The organism is Xenococcus sp. PCC 7305 (genome assembly GCF_000332055.1).
Taxonomy (GTDB): domain Bacteria; phylum Cyanobacteriota; class Cyanobacteriia; order Cyanobacteriales; family Xenococcaceae; genus Xenococcus.
Map to the genome: position 1 here is coordinate 16,170 of NZ_ALVZ01000222.1, position 15,201 is coordinate 31,370.

A 15,201-nucleotide genomic window follows, 5' to 3' on the forward strand; every position below is an offset into this window, starting at 1 on the left:
TGAGAAATTGTTATCCTCATGATTTATCCTTAGCTTGTCCTCGAATGGGGATAATTCATCGTTTAAGTGTATGAGTTTAATTTTAGACAATATTCATAAATCCTACGGCAAAAAAAATATTGTTAGTAGAGTTAATATCAGAGTATTGCCAGGAGAAATTGTTGGTTTACTGGGGCCTAATGGTGCGGGCAAGACGACTACTTTCTATATCGCTACTGGTTTAGTTAAGCCCAACCAGGGTCAAGTTTTGTTTAATGGTAAAGATATTACTTCTGTTCCGCTTCATGAAAGAGCCCGAATGGGAGTTGGTTATCTCACGCAACAGGCAAGTATCTTTCGCAATCTTACCGTTCGGGAGAATATTCAATTAGTATTAGAGCAAACCAAAATACCTCGTCCCGTAAGACCAATTCGCCTCAATCAACTTTTGCAGGAATTTCGTCTAGAAAAAGCAGCGAATACTTTGGGCTATCAAGTTTCTGGTGGGGAACGACGACGTACCGAATTAGCTAGAGCTTTGGCTGTCGGGATGGATGGTCCTAAGTTTTTACTGTTAGATGAGCCTTTTGCGGGGGTTGATCCGATCGCAGTGGCGGAAATCCAAGAAATGATTGCTCGTTTACGCGATCGCCAAATTGGTATTTTAATTACTGATCACAATGTTCGAGAGACCCTAGCAATTACTAATCGTTCCTACATTATGCGAGATGGTCAGATTTTAGCTTCAGGAACTTCTGAAGAACTTTATGATAATTCTTTGGTTAGACAATATTACCTGGGCGATCGCTTCCGTATTTGATCCTGAATATTATCGTGAATAATTGCGGGATGAAAAAACTGCATTTATTTAATGTAAAAATAATGCTCCAACTTTAGCAACAGTATTTATAGTCACATTTTTTCCCAAGGTAAATTTATAAATTGATAATTCAGAAGCCTTATTCATCCTCAAGACATATTTTTTGAGAACTAGAAAAGAAGTAATGTTTTGGGTGTCAAGCTTTGTCAGGGAGACCCTGCCGTAAAACGACGAGGCTTCCTCTGACTTCGTGAATCAATTTACCTCTATGAGATTTAATGACAACTATCAATCAGAAAGACGGATTGGCCTCACCTCCTATCTCCGATAAAAAGTCAGATTTAACTTACTTTCAAACGATCCTATATGGAATTCTAATTGGGACGATTGGCGGTTTAGTGGCGACTATCTATTACTTTGTCTTAGAAAATCTCTTAGATATTGTTTGGGAAGAAGGCAAAGAATTTTGGTTACCCTTATTTCCCACTTGGCTGCCAGCTTGGAACTATACCTGGATTATTGCAACTATCGGCGGTCTATTGGTAGGTTTATGCCTATACTTTCTGGGTTTACCTGGAGAAATGGCGATGGTAATTGATAAAGTTCATGATCCTGGTCGTCTGGAACCTCGTCAAACCCCTGGGATGATTATCACCTCTTTGGTTTCCATTACCGCAGGGGGCAGCTTGGGCCCAGAAGCACCGTTAGTACAGGTTAATGGTAGCTTGGGAAGTTGGTTGGGCGATCGCTTGAATCTTTCCATGAAGTCAATTCGTATCCTGACCTTTTGTGGGATGAGTGCGGCTTTGGGTGCATTTTTTGGTGCTCCTATCGGAGGGGCTTTATTTGCCTTAGAAATTCCCCATCGTCGTAGTCTTGAATATTATGAGGCGATTGTTCCTGCGGTTATTGCTTCTATCTTTAGCTTTGCTATGTTCCGTTTTGGTACTGGCTTAGAAGTGGGAGGTATCTACCGTTTCGAGTTGTTTGATACTCTGCCACCTTTAACCTATATCAATATGTTGCAGGGTTTAGCTTTAGGTGCTATTGGGGCTGCTGCGGGGGTTCTATTTGTGGGGATTTTTCGCTGCATGGGCTGGTTAATTGCCAAGCTGGAAGATAACCATATTCTGCTGGCAGTGTTAGGCGGTTTAGGTATTGGTTGGATAGCTGTATTGTTTCCCCAAACTCTCTTCTTTAGTGAACAACAAATCCAAACAGAGGTAATTGAGGCTGGAGCTGCCTTGGGTGTTGTTACCTTACTTTGTATTACCTTAGCGAAGATGTTCGCTATTAGTTTTACGATTCATGGTGGATTTCGCGGCGGTTTCATTTTTCCCCTCTTTTTCACAGGGGCTAATTTGGGGTTGGCGATTTCTTTAGCGCGCCCTGATATTCACCCCACAATTGCAATGTTATGTTGTATGGCGGCGATTAATGTGGCAATCACCAAGACTCCCATTAGTACTTCAATTATTCTTGGGGTACTGACCGATACGTCGATTTTACCGATAGTTGCGATCGCGAGTTTTACTAGTCTCTTGTTAACAAACAATGTTTCTTTGCTAAAAACCCAACGTTCTCGCACCGTTGCAACAGAAACTGTGGTGGTTTCAGACAAGCTAGTTCCAGAACTGGAACTCTCTCCAGTTCTTAATTAAAGAGATCGTGCTAGCTCAGCTTCAACTTGATATTTGCGACTAACCTGGATATTGGCATCAAACCAATTGGAAACAGCTAACTTACTTTCTGCGAGGAGTAGTTTCGCCACCGCCAATTCTTGATGCTGTTCCAGGGGAAAAATATTAGCTGTCGGGCATTCCAGCCACTCAACAGCTTCTGTTAGGGCAGATTCAAAAGAACTAAAATTCAGAAATTGACCAGAGACTTCTCTATTATTGTCGATGACACGAAACTGCCATTTTTCTGTCAAATCGTAGAAAACAACCAAGATTTGTTTGCCAATTTTTTTGAGATAAGTAATGGTTAATGGCATTGGTTTCATAATCTTTAAATTCAGTTAATTTACGAAGATTCTGTATCATCATATCCGTGATCTTTTTCAACTAGATGAAATTTTGATAAAGAAACTTCATATATTTGCCAAAAAAGTATGAAGTTATGCCAAAAAATTCTGCTTCAATAAAATTCTGCGTTGTTGAATAAGTGGTTTGGGGTTTTGAGGTAGAGGTGTTTTAGATATGAGACGACAACCTTCTTTCTCCAACACAAGAGTCAAAGCCTGCTCAATCACATCAAGGTTATCTGTTCGAATACAGGCTGTACTATTATTATAACTCGGTTTTTCAAACCGATAATCTAAGTTAGCCATAATAAACTTTCTAAATTTGTTTTACATTAGTTTATTACCAGATTTAGTAATTAGATATTTACATTAGGTCTTAAAAACTTTCATTATCAAAATATTCTTGTCGGTTTTTGATGAATAAACGAATATACTCAGAATAATTATCAGGAAGCTGAAAGTATAGAAGCTTAATATCCATGCTATTTAACAAATCAAAGTCAATATATACTCGACTAAAAAAATCGCAACATCCCCAAAAATATTGTGAGGGATCAATTAATTTACCCAAAGCTCTATTGCTTCTTTCAGCATCACCTTCTCTTTCTTCAATCACTATTTTTGTTAAGACGGAAAAATACTCTTCCCCGTCTTTTTCTTGCTGATCAAGATCTTTATATAATTCACTGATTCGTCTAGCGAATTCTGGATTAACTTTTATCGCTCGTCGAAAGGATTCAGGGACTTTGATTAGAGAAAACTTTGGTTCAGAATAAAAGTTGTAATGGATTCTTCCTCGAGAAATTTCTAGAAGAAAGCCATCGATATCATCAATGACACGATAGAAAAAAGCATCAGATTTTAATTCTGTAGCCAGGTTCCATAACCTCAGACGATTGTTATTTAACGCTCGAAGAATTAGCCATTCGTTAGGATAAGACTTTATTATTGACCAACCGTTATTTCCTGAACCAATCCCCACAATCGCTAATGGCGGTCGTTCCCAAAACCTAATCTGTCTTAATTCTTGGAAGTTAAAGATTAAATAAGGAAGTTGAGGTATTTGAGTAATACCCTGCTCTTGCCTTAATAATTTGGATATTGCATTGGCAATAGCGATTGTATCGCTAGAATTTATACAGTAAGCAAAATTACAATAGTAACCATCCACTTCTTATTTACTCTCCTTAATCTTGAACAAAAATTTTGATTGAGCTCTAAGAAACTTTGATCGGAATTGTGTATATATTTATATTGTACTTATCGCCATAAAGCTCAATAGCAGCCAGCCCAGCATCAATATTACTAAAAGACATAAAATAATCTAAATTACAAATTGTAGCCACATCGTATTCTCTTTTAAGCTGATTCTCAAATCTTTTAAGATTTCGTTGATCTTCAAGAGTTATTTTCCAGCCTAAATAAGATGGATGATCGGGATTTAGTGCTTTTCTCAGAAAATATTGCTTTCCAGTTTTTACTTCTGCAACCGAACCAGCTACTTCCAAATTTTCTATAACAATCCGTCCAGATTCGTTAACTAATCCATCAAATAAAGCAGCCAGTCCTTCTGAAGGAGTCACAACAAAATAATCTCCAAGTGCACCAGTTATTTGTGTAGCATACACGCTATGAGTTATGTCTACTTCTCCAATACTTTGGTCATAGCGATCACCGTAATGAAGACCTAGCTCTGCTGTAAAGCAACCATCATCATCAATCTTTCCATTGTCAAAAACCTCATTTTCCTCCAGTAATACCTTTCGCTCTGCATTAACAATCCAATCTCTGATTTTTCTTCTTTGAGGATTTGTCATTTGCTCTACTAATTCACGATCTTGAGGATTGCGGTAAGGATTTCCTGTAACTGGATTAATATCATCAGCGTGAGGTGGTTCAATTTCAGGTGGGCCTTGTAGAGACTCAATAAGACCTCTTATAAACTCTATAATCGGGAATAATGGGATTGGCGATTTAGGTTTGTCACCGTCTAAGAAAGCATATTCGCCATAGATTTCTGCTTTAGTCCCACTTTTTGTAAGGTCACCTATAACAAACTCATTTTTCTTAGCTTCACTCTTATTGAGTTCATAACCAATATTCACCCAATCTGTTTCATTTACCCCTGTATAGATACTGTAGTCATTCCCATCAATATTTACCGAACCAGCAACCTTAATTTTTTTAGCTGCTTGTAGATAAACTTTACCGCCACTATTTCCTTGATCGGTGCGAATATATCCTGTTCTTACTAATCCTTGTTCACTCGTAACGTAAACATCCCCGCCTTTAGAAATAATCTTTTTGGTTTTAGCTTTGCTTAAAGCAGAGATGTAAATATCTCCGCCATCACTTCTAACTTTACCGCCTACAGTAGCAGTGCCCTGTTCAGCATCGATAAGGATAGCGCCTCCGTGAGTACGGATTTTCTTTGTGGCAACATTCTGTTTGGCGGCAATAACCGCCTCTATCCCACTATCAATAGCTGCGGAAGTACTCACTGAGCCTTCAGTACTGACCAAAGCCACTGAGCCTAATTTAGCAGTGATTTCTTGATTGACTATCAGGCTTAATGCTGAAGCCAGAGTAACATCCTCCATGCTAGAAATTGCCCCACCAAGATTAACTATCCCAGTAGCACTGATTAAAGCAACACCACTATCATTAGAAGTAACAGCCCCTACTGATACATTGTTGACCCCAGCTAAAGAAATATCATCATCAGCAATAACTGAACCATTAACAGTTACTACACCACCAGACTTGAGAATGACAGCACCTTGACTAGACTGAATCTCATTGGTAATGATATCAAGTTGAGCTAAAGCGACCAATCCTTTGTCTCCTTGAATTGAGTTGTTGACAGCAATTTCTCCAGTCCCGCTAATTAGAGTAATTTCTCCATTTACGGCTGTTAATTTATCAAGAGTAAGATTGTTAAGGGAAATAATTTCAATGTCACCATCTGTAGTTGTAATTTCTGTGGCTAAGAAATTCCCATTGTTTGATACATCTAATCCTTGAGTAGTTATATTTCCTGTGATGACATTCCCTGTAGAATCGTAAATTTGCTCGCCAACTTTGCCAAGGTTAATAGTTGTTAGACCATCAGCAGTGATGTTCGCTGTGGCAATATCGTCGATGACTTCTAGATCTAGGTTGCCATTTATAGTGATATCTTCACTAGCTTTAACAGTATTAGCGCCTTCAACTTTGAGATCCAGAAAAGGATTTTCGCCACCAACTGCTTGCTCAAATAATAGATTCCCTTTCCCCGCCCTTATTGCGATACTTTGACTACCAGCATCAACACCATCAAGAGTCTCAGAAAAAGTAATATCTCCGCCAACAGTTTCATCATCAATCACAGAAGTATCAATAGTGAGATTACTATTGACTTTCGCTGCACCATCAATCTTTATCTCACCACCAGTCGTAGTCATGGCACTTCCAGCCAAGGTTATTTCATTACCTTGTAAGAGAACAGTATCACCAAATGTGGAGATGTTGCCGATACTTATGTAATCATCTAGTTCGGGTTCGGCAAATTGAGGATTGAGGAGAAAAGCATGGTTAGTACGCTCAGTATCTTCTGTAAAATAACCAGTAGCTGCTATTTGTCCTTTGTCATTAATTCCTCGTGCTGAACTTAGCAAAATAGCTTCCTCAGAATCAATGTTGCTATCAATATTGAGATTTATAATTGTATTATTTTCAATGTCGTATAATGTAGCTGTCCCACCATATGCACTTGATGAACCTACAGTAATACCGTTGTTATTAAGATCGAATACAGAACCACTCACGGTATTTATTTCGCCATTGTTGTAGGCAAACGTACTTCCTCCGCTTGTAATAATTATCTGACCTTCATTATTAATATGACGAGCAATACTACTATTTACCTTATATTCTGATGAACTATGTAATAGAGCATGTAAATTTATATTTTGACCACCATCATAAACAAATGCTTTATTAAAACCATCAAAAATTGAACCTACTACCTGTCCTAAATCGTTGATTCCATATGCACGACTGTCAGTAGCCCAGTAGGCATCAGGGTTTTCAGCAAAGTCCCATTCATAGCCAAACAAACTATTCAAATCATTATGAAATTCGGTCATTGAACCTCCGTCTGAAATAAATGCGCGCCAACGGAATTGATCGTACCCACGGGAATATTTGGAGCTAGATAGACCGACTATTTGCCCATTGTTATTAATTGCATAACCAAGGCTACGAGCATGATCGTATGGTACTTCCACCAAATCACCAGAATCATCACGAGTTATGTATGTTTCAGCTTCTGGTAAAACTCCCAAATCGCTAATCGCCCCCCCACTGGAAACAAAAGCGTGCTGATTATTATCAGAATTAACAAAATATCCTACTACTTGCCCTGAATCATTAATGTCATTAGGAGTAATGCTATTATCAGAACCTAAATAATTTATTTCTCCATCACTATATATATATGAAAGAGATGCACCATCTCCGTCAACTACTACTTCACCTTTATTATTAATTCCTTTTGCTACACCTTCCCCCAAATGTATTGCATCATAACCAAGAACTTCTAAGGTTTCATCTTCTCCTTGAATACCTGATTTAAGAACCAATCCAGTTTCATCGGGATTGCTAAGAGTTACACTTCCTGCATCAATACTTCCTGTAGTTTCTATTTTTAATGAGTCACCAATATAGCTACTAAATTGGATATTACTTTTAGCAAATATTTTTACAGAAGTTGTTTCATCTGTCCCAGAAAAGAAAATATAAGCTTTCCCATCCTCATCATCTCTATATAAGCTGGCTTGTCCTTTTCCTGTTAAACAATAGGTTTCTACGACGTTTTCATCAGTGTTTTTAATTTCTAAAGTGACATCATCACCACCCTCAAAATCACCAAACTCTCCCGCAAATTGCAATTCATCTTTAGGAGGAGCAAAAGAAGTATCATCCAGTTCTAGATTAGCTATTTCAGATTCTTTATTAGATTCACTAGCATTATCAGTATTATTTCCAGTTAGGAGATCAATTCCTGTGTCTACAGGAGAAAAATCATTATTACTACTGTTATTATTTCCTGCTTGCTCAGACTGAACTTCTTTTTCGACAATCGATAGAAATTCTAATTCATTACCAAAGGGATCATTAAAAGTTCCATCCTTTGAGTTAATCCCAATATTTGTATCCTCTTCTCCGAGATTAGTTTCTAAAATATCCGAGCCAAAAATTGTTTCATTTCCTAAAAAATCATCGAAATTACTCATAGTATCTGACCGCTGAAAAGTATATTTCAAATATATTTTTCCTTTATCTGAATGTCTCTTTTAAAAGAGCAAACTAGTCAAAATTTCATATACTTATGAGCTATTTAGATAATTATTTAAATCTTGGATGAAAATTGAATGATGCTAGAAAAAATACAGTTGACAAAAAACAAATAGTTTATAGCAGCTCTTAAAGTCATGAGACACATTTTCCTATTACCTAAAAGCCTGGATTTGCTGTAACTCACGAACAGAAGAATCGCTATATATCTTTCCTAGTCAATCTGCAAGAAGTGTAAATACATTGGCTAAATTGCTAATCGCAACTTTAAATTCTCCAGGCTCAACAATGCGCTGATTGTCACGACCATGAAAAGCAAAATCATCTTGCTCAAGAGTAAACTCAATAGTTTGACTTTCCCCAGGCTCTAGAGTTACACCTCGAAATCTTCTTAACTGCCTTACTGGAGGAGACACAGAACGGTACAAATCACTGAGATATAGCTCGACAATTTCTTTGCCAGTTCTTTTGCCAGTGTTTTTTACAGTCACGTTAATATTTGTAGATTCGCCAGGACGAATTTGCTGCGGATTTACCTGCAAATTACTATATTTAAAATACGTGTAACTTAAGCCGAAACCAAAGGAAAATAGGGGATTGAGTTTATTAGGGGTGTCTGTTTCTATTGGTTTATGGTCGTAGGTAACCAAATCATTGGGACTACGAGGATAGGTCATCGGTAGCTTTCCTGAAGGATTATAGTCGCCGAATAGCACATCTGCGATCGCATCTCCCCCAAAAGCACCTGGTAAATAGGCCATCAAAATTGCCTCAGCATCCTCGACAATAGGCGTAATCAGACGCGGTCGGCCTTCGACTAAAACCAAGACCACAGGAGTTCCCGTATTTGCGATCGCAGAAGCTAATTGTAATTGGGCAGCAGGCAATGCCAAATCGTCGATATTTCCTGGGGTCTCAGTATAGGTCTTCTCTCCCAGCACAACAACTGCCACATCAACATTGCGAGCAGCGGTCACTGCCTCGGGAATATTTACCGCTTCGTCAAATTTAGTCCCTGGGATGTAAGTTATATTGGCTGCGTCTAATTTTTCCTGTAATGCCGATAAGATTGTGTTTTGACTTGTGGGATAAAGAGACTCTTCATTGCCTTGCCAAGTATAAGTCCAACCCCCATTGAGCACAGAACGTAAATTGGCATTGGGCCCTGTAACTAGGATTTTTTGATTTTTATTGAGGGGCAATAGATCCTGATCATTTTTCAGTAGCGTCAAAGATTCTCGGGCTGCTTGCAAACTCACTTGAGCAAACTCAGGACTGCCCACTTGACTTGTCATTGCCAGATCGGGATAGGGATTGGCAAAAAGATTGAGCATAAATTTAACATGCAAAATTCGGCGTACCGACTCATCAATGCGCGATTCAGCAATTCTTCCTTCTTGAACCAATTCAATTAAATAATTATAGAAACTAAAATCGTAGGGAACCATGCTCATATCGAGTCCTGCCATCACTGCTAGATAGACAGCCTCCTTGGGGGAAGAAGCAACGCGATCGCGCTGATAGAGATTTTTCACATCTTCCCAATCACTAACCACAAAGCCTTGAAAACCTAGTTCTCCTCGTAAAACATCTGTCAGCAAATTGCGATCGCTATGGACAGGAATGCCATTAATCTCGGAAGAATTGACCATCACAGTCGGAACTCCTGCTGCGATCGCTTCAGCAAAGGGCGGCAAAAAATAGTCCCGCAGCATTCTTTCTGGTATCCAGGCCGGGGTGCGATCCTTACCCGACAACGGAAAGCTGTAGCCCAGATAATGTTTAGCACAACCCGCAACTTTATCTGCGGCAATAATCTGTTGCTTTTCTCCCGATAGACCTTGAATATAAGCTACGCCCATATTTGATACTAAATAGGGATCTTCCCCATAGGTTTCATAGAGCCTGGGCCATAAAGGATGGCGTCCCACATCCAATACAGGATTAAAATTCCAAGGAATTCCCGAAGCTCGCATTTCGTAGGCAGTAATAGCCGCAGATTCCCTTGCTAGTGAGAGATTACGAGTTGCTGCGATCGCCAGATTCTGGGGAAATAAGGTTGCCTCTAGAGTATAATTCGCGCCATGAATAGCATCAATGCCGTAGAGAATCGGGATGCCAGTACGGGTTTCTTGGGTTGCGAGATTTTGGATTTGCGTAATTAACTGCTGCCATTCCCCTAGGGTTAAGGCGCTACTATGAACATTGAGAATCGAGCCAACATGATATTTGACAATTGCTTCGCGTAATTTTTTGAGATCTACTTCATACTTTTGGTCAAGTTTACCCTCAGTTTTAGAAACAGCTTGCAGCGTTATTTGAGTCATTTGCCCAACTTTTTCTGGCAAGGTCATTTGGGCGAGCAAGTCTTCGACTTTTTGGGCTATTTCACTAGGCTTAGTTGGCGAATCAAGTTGTGCCAGTTGAACATTAGCCCTTGGTTCTGGTCGCAAATTGGGATGGGTAAAAACTATTGTCAGGCAAACGGCGATCGCGGTTAAGATCCAATAAAGCTGCGCCCTCTGTCTTTTGCTAATCGTCAATTTCCATTTCATAATTTCTTACCCCAACTTGCGTTCTAAACTATAATTCTCAAATGAGGTAGTTGTAGATTGCGGAGTGAGAATTTTCCTAAATATCCCCAAATCCCTAAACTTCCCCATCTCCCCAATCGACTCAATTGAAAGTTACGCTATGAAGTGCAACTTAGTATTACTTGCACTGGGCGTACAATGCTTTAAATTTCCGTTGTTGGATTTTATGGTCAACAATTTGCTGAGGATAATTACAACGATATCTTTCCAGCTCGGGTATTTTACCTGTCACTAAATATTCAGTATCAATAGAACTTATTTCGGGCAACCATTGCCGAATATATTCAGCTTCTGAGTCAAATTTTTGAGCTTGGGAAGCAGGATTAAAAATCCGTAAAGGCTTGGGGTCCATGCCACTAGACGCACTCCATTGCCAACCCCCATTATTTGAGGCGAGATCTCCATCGAACAGGGTTTGCATAAAGTATTTCTCTCCCCAGCGCCAATCGATAATCAAGTCTTTAGTTAAAAAACTTGCAACGATCATCCGACAACGATTATGCATCCAGCCAGTGCTCTGCAACTGTCTCATAGCGGCATCTACGATAGGGTAGCCAGTTTTGCCTTGACACCAAGCTTGAAAATGTTCGGGGTTGTTGTCCCAAGGAAAGTTTTTAAATGCTGGGCGATAGGGCCCTTGCTCTAGTTCGGGGAAAAAGTAGAGACAATGTTGGTAAAATTCCCGCCAGGCCAGTTCTTTTTGCCAAGTAATCACATTCACTCTCGCTTCTTCACTGCGACAATTTTCCAGAGCTTCGACGGTAGTTTGCCAGATAGCACGAAGGGAAATTACGCCAAACTTGAGAGCGGCACTAAGAAGGGATGTTCCTTGATTAAAGGGAAAGTTTCTCTGCTCATCATATTGATAAATAGCGGAGTGGGAAAATTCTTCGAGTCGTGCCTGAGCTGCGGTTTCCCCAGGAGCCAGTAATAAAGGGGTTTCCCAGCTATAGCCGAGATCCTCGGCTGTTGGCAGCTCACTTACATAAATTTGGTCTACTGTGGCGAGTTCTGTTGCTGTTAAGCCTTGTAAATTTTTTATCTGCGGAGAAATTGTAGGTTTGTCTTGCAGACTCCAGTTACGCCAAAAGGGAGTATAAACTTTGTAGGGTTGTTCCGATTGGGTTAAAACTGCTCCTGGCGGATGTAAGAGCTGATCCCAGAAATTTTGCACAGTAATGTCTTTATCCTGTAACGCGATGGTTACTTCGCGATCGCGCTTTCGAGCATAGGGTTCGACATCCAAATTCCAATACACAGCTTTAGCGCTTAATGTACTAGCAAGTTGGGGAATTACTTGAGAGGGTGTTCCTTGAGTGATTAATAATTGACTGCCAATTTGCCCATAGCTTTGGCTAAGTTCTTGCAAACAGCCCATCATATATTTTACTCTGGCAGGTGCGATGTCATCTCTAGTTAAAATGTCGCGATCAAGGCAGAATACTCCTACAACTTTAACGGTTTGTTCTTTTGCTGCGGCTAAACCCAGATTATCAGTAAGCCGAAGATCTCGTCGATGCCAGAATAAAATTAAATCGGACATTATTTTTTAGTATCTTTTTACTATGTTATTTTATAGCAATGCCTGGTTTTTAGAGCGAAGAGTTAGCAGGTTTTCCCTTTACTGCTCCCGATTTTCATAGCGCTATGACTGATTTTGACTAAGCAATTGATTTTTTACAAAAAATACTCATGACTGATTCTCAAGATATTAAAACTCTAGTAAATTGGATGGCGGCCGATTTTAGCAATCAAGCTCAGGCTTACGCCAATCCCCCATTTTTCGCCAGTATCCGCGTCTGTATGCGTCCTTTGCCCGACGAACTTTTGGGGAGCCCCAGTTTATTCTTAGAACAGGCCTATGATTTTATGCTTACTAATCCCTATCGGGTCAGGGTATTAAAGTTCAGTATCTTAGATGATCATATAGAACTAGAAAATTACAAGGTTCAAGAACAAGAACAATTCTTTGGGGCATCTCGCGATCGCGAACAGTTACAAAAATTAACTCCTGAGCTACTCGAAAAAATGCCTGGCTGCGATATGACCGTAAACTGGATGGGCAATCATTTTCAGGGCAAAATCAAACCCGGAAAAGCCTGCATTGTTGAGCGCAAAGGCAAAATCACCTATCTAGACAATAGTTTTGAAATTGATCAAGAAAAACTGATTAGCTATGATCGCGGTCGAGATCCTGAAACCGATGAATTGGTTTGGGGTTCAGTCGCCGGGCCGTTTGAATTTACCCCCGTACAAAGATTTGGCAATGAGTTGTAAATAAATTTTCTGGGTTTTCTAAAATGGAAGTAGCCGTCTGCGACAGCAGTCTGCATAATTAATGGGGCAAACATTTGTTAAAGGCTCGATTGCTCATCCAAAGATCATGCGCTCAAATAATCAATTTAATCAATTTAACCAATTTAACAAGCTAGGATACTACTTTATCGGAGGTCTGGTTCTGTTAATTATTTTGGCTTTCCTCAGACCATTTACGATCATAAATGCAGGGGAACGGGGTGTTGTCATGCGTTTTGGGAAAGTCCAGGACAAAGTATTCGACGAAGGCATTCATCCCATCATGCCAATCATCACTACAGTTAAAAGAATCACAGTGCGAATTCAGAAAGATTCTATCCAAGCAGATGCTTTTTCCCGAGATTTACAAGATATTCAAACTGATATTGCGGTCAATTGGCATATTGAACCGACTACAGTAAATAGAATTTACCAGGAAGTTGGTGATGAAGAACAAATCGTCTTTCGGATTATTTCTCCTGCGGTGTCAGAAGTAGTCAAAGCCGCAACAGCCAAGAAAACGGCTGAAGAAATCATTGCCAAACGGACTGAGCTGAAACAAGAAATTGATAATCAACTCCGAGAAAGACTTGGTAGCTATGGTGTAGTGGTTGATGATGTTTCTTTAGTTAATATCTCTTTTAGTGATGAATTTGCTAAGGCGATCGAAGCTAAACAAATCGCAGAACAAGAAGCTAAACGAGCAAAGTTTGAAGCCCAAAGAGCCGAACAACAGGCTCAAGCGGAGATTAACCGAGCTAAGGGTTCAGCAGAAGCCCAAAGACTTCAGCGAGCAACCTTAACCCCAGAGTTACTCCAAAAACAAGCTATTGAAAAATGGGATGGGAAGTTTCCCCAAGTATTGACAGGAGAAGGGGCATTGCCTTTTATTACTATTGATTCTCAAAATCTCAATAACTAAACCGCGTCCACATTCAGAACTGGAGTTTTGAAATAAAGTGACAGATATCTCAAACCCTATTCCCCATTCCCTATTCCCCATTCCCTATTCCCTGTTCCCGAAACAATTACAAAAACTACAGGGTTCAAACTAGACGCGGTTTAAGTAGTCATTAAAGGCAATTGAGAATAATATCTCGATGCATTAAGGAGCGATCTTGGAGTGATTTAATAGTGTCAGGATTCAATGCTTGACCATGATGATAGAATTGTTGCCAAGTTTCACTAATCGTCTGCGAACTTGTTGGTAGATTTTCTAATTCCCAACCAGATAAATTTAATTCTGTCATTAATTGACTAACTTTAGGATCATAACTGAGGGCAAAACAAGGACAACCTTCAGCTGCTGCCATGATCAAACTATGTAGACGCATGCCAATTGTCATTTTGATATTCCTAAATAGTCCTTTTAACTCTCTAGGATCGGACAAAGATAGGATTTGGCTTTGGTCTCCCAGCTTTTTTTGTAAGGATTCTGCGATCGCGAGATCTTGAAGCGGCTGAAACGGCACAATCACAATATAAGAACCTGTTGCCTTTTGAAAATCTTGCAGGGCACCCGTTAAGATTTCCAGTCTTGGTTTCGTTAATAGAGTATGGGAGCGTAACACAACAGCAACTCTTGATTCGGGTAAATCCTGGAGCGCGGCAACTTCTGTTCCCTCTAAAGACCATACTGGATCGGGGGCAATCAAAGGCGCAATCTGCCATTCCTCTAGCATCTTCGCCGAACGATAATCCCGCACACTAATACCCTCACAACCATATAAAACTTGCTTGGTGATTTTTCGGTTCCAAGATCTTCGTAACGGACCAATCCCCTGAGCCCAGGCAATAGTTTTTAATCCTTGTTGCTGTGCCAAGGCCATCAATCCCGCATAATAGAGCGGACTCAGCATACTAGTAGCATCTTGCATCAAGCTGCCGCCACCCCAAATAAAAAGGTCAGAAGCGCGCAGTGCCTTGAGAATGGGAAAAGCTGACTTGCGATCGCAGCTAGTCACACCATATAATTTACTAGTTTGAGCGGGATTGCCGGAGAGCACTATCGGTTTGATTTGGCTTGGTAACATTTGCAGCAGAGACACCAACAACGCTTCATCTCCACCATTGCCCTTGCCATAATAACCACAGAGTATTGCCTTAATATCGCTCATATTTTCCTGAGTCATCAAACCCCTTACACTAGT

At 39.9% G+C, this 15,201-nt stretch carries 11 protein-coding genes; 4 read left to right on the forward strand and 7 right to left on the reverse strand.

The genetic code is table 11. The annotated features are described in order from the left end of the window. Positions 1 to 70: 70 nt before the first annotated feature. A complete protein-coding gene (gene lptB, locus XEN7305_RS20660) occupies positions 71 to 799 on the forward strand; it encodes an LPS export ABC transporter ATP-binding protein (protein WP_006511460.1) in 729 nt (242 codons plus the stop codon). 278 nt (positions 800 to 1,077) lie between these two features. Next, positions 1,078 to 2,460 (forward strand): chloride channel protein, encoded by a 1,383-nt coding sequence (locus XEN7305_RS20665; RefSeq protein WP_006511462.1) that lies wholly within the window; start codon positions 1,078 to 1,080, stop codon positions 2,458 to 2,460. Here the strand turns inward: XEN7305_RS20665 and XEN7305_RS20670 are convergent. From XEN7305_RS20670 to XEN7305_RS20695, 6 genes are all read right to left on the reverse strand, one after another. Beyond that, positions 2,457 to 2,804: a hypothetical protein gene (locus tag XEN7305_RS20670; RefSeq protein ID WP_040898901.1), complete on the reverse strand. Its 348-nt coding sequence runs from the start codon at positions 2,802 to 2,804 to the stop codon at positions 2,457 to 2,459. The genes XEN7305_RS20665 and XEN7305_RS20670 overlap by 4 nt on opposite strands. A 114-nt stretch (positions 2,805 to 2,918) precedes the next feature. After that, on the reverse strand, positions 2,919 to 3,131 hold the full coding sequence (locus XEN7305_RS20675; RefSeq protein ID WP_006511464.1) for a hypothetical protein: 213 nt from the start codon (positions 3,129 to 3,131) through the stop codon (positions 2,919 to 2,921). A 70-nt stretch (positions 3,132 to 3,201) separates the two neighbouring features. Continuing rightward, positions 3,202 to 3,996, reverse strand: a complete 795-nt coding sequence (locus tag XEN7305_RS20680; RefSeq protein ID WP_006511465.1) for a hypothetical protein — start codon at positions 3,994 to 3,996, stop codon at positions 3,202 to 3,204. 46 nt (positions 3,997 to 4,042) lie between these two features. Beyond that, complete coding sequence (locus tag XEN7305_RS20685; RefSeq protein WP_006511466.1) at positions 4,043 to 8,101, reverse strand: hypothetical protein; 4,059 nt, start codon at positions 8,099 to 8,101, stop codon at positions 4,043 to 4,045. A gap of 279 nt (positions 8,102 to 8,380) precedes the next feature. After that, positions 8,381 to 10,717, reverse strand: a complete 2,337-nt coding sequence (locus tag XEN7305_RS20690; RefSeq protein ID WP_006511467.1) for a glycoside hydrolase family 3 N-terminal domain-containing protein — start codon at positions 10,715 to 10,717, stop codon at positions 8,381 to 8,383. 157 nt (positions 10,718 to 10,874) lie between these two features. Then, on the reverse strand, positions 10,875 to 12,299 hold the full coding sequence (locus XEN7305_RS20695; protein ID WP_006511468.1) for an FAD-binding domain-containing protein: 1,425 nt from the start codon (positions 12,297 to 12,299) through the stop codon (positions 10,875 to 10,877). 149 nt (positions 12,300 to 12,448) lie between these two features. Between XEN7305_RS20695 and XEN7305_RS20700 the strand changes: the two genes are divergently transcribed. Together XEN7305_RS20700 and XEN7305_RS20705 are read left to right on the forward strand one after the other, a co-directional pair. Further along, positions 12,449 to 13,033 carry a chromophore lyase CpcT/CpeT gene (locus tag XEN7305_RS20700; RefSeq protein ID WP_006511469.1) on the forward strand — a complete coding sequence of 195 codons (585 nt, stop codon included), beginning with the start codon at positions 12,449 to 12,451 and terminating at the stop codon, positions 13,031 to 13,033. 61 nt (positions 13,034 to 13,094) lie between these two features. After that, positions 13,095 to 13,973: a prohibitin family protein gene (locus XEN7305_RS20705; RefSeq protein WP_006511470.1), complete on the forward strand. Its 879-nt coding sequence runs from the start codon at positions 13,095 to 13,097 to the stop codon at positions 13,971 to 13,973. A 151-nt stretch (positions 13,974 to 14,124) separates the two neighbouring features. On the opposite strand, the gene csaB is transcribed toward XEN7305_RS20705, so the two are convergent. Next, on the reverse strand, positions 14,125 to 15,183 hold the full coding sequence (gene csaB, locus XEN7305_RS20710) for a polysaccharide pyruvyl transferase CsaB (protein ID WP_006511471.1): 1,059 nt from the start codon (positions 15,181 to 15,183) through the stop codon (positions 14,125 to 14,127). Between the last annotated feature and the right edge of the window lie 18 nt (positions 15,184 to 15,201).

Bases quoted from the DNA above. Each gene is read 5' to 3' on its own strand.
- XEN7305_RS20685 (WP_006511466.1), bottom strand. From the start codon at position 8,101: ATGAGTAATTTCGATGATTTTTTAGGAAATGAAACAATTTTTGGCTCG.
- XEN7305_RS20665 (WP_006511462.1), top strand. From the start codon at position 1,078: ATGACAACTATCAATCAGAAAGACGGATTGGCCTCACCTCCTATCTCC.
- XEN7305_RS20675 (WP_006511464.1), bottom strand. From the start codon at position 3,131: ATGGCTAACTTAGATTATCGGTTTGAAAAACCGAGTTATAATAATAGT.
- csaB (WP_006511471.1), bottom strand. From the start codon at position 15,183: ATGACTCAGGAAAATATGAGCGATATTAAGGCAATACTCTGTGGTTAT.
- XEN7305_RS20690 (WP_006511467.1), bottom strand. From the start codon at position 10,717: ATGAAATGGAAATTGACGATTAGCAAAAGACAGAGGGCGCAGCTTTAT.
- XEN7305_RS20705 (WP_006511470.1), top strand. From the start codon at position 13,095: ATGGGGCAAACATTTGTTAAAGGCTCGATTGCTCATCCAAAGATCATG.
- XEN7305_RS20670 (WP_040898901.1), bottom strand. From the start codon at position 2,804: ATGAAACCAATGCCATTAACCATTACTTATCTCAAAAAAATTGGCAAA.
- XEN7305_RS20700 (WP_006511469.1), top strand. From the start codon at position 12,449: ATGACTGATTCTCAAGATATTAAAACTCTAGTAAATTGGATGGCGGCC.
- lptB (WP_006511460.1), top strand. From the start codon at position 71: ATGAGTTTAATTTTAGACAATATTCATAAATCCTACGGCAAAAAAAAT.
- XEN7305_RS20695 (WP_006511468.1), bottom strand. From the start codon at position 12,299: ATGTCCGATTTAATTTTATTCTGGCATCGACGAGATCTTCGGCTTACT.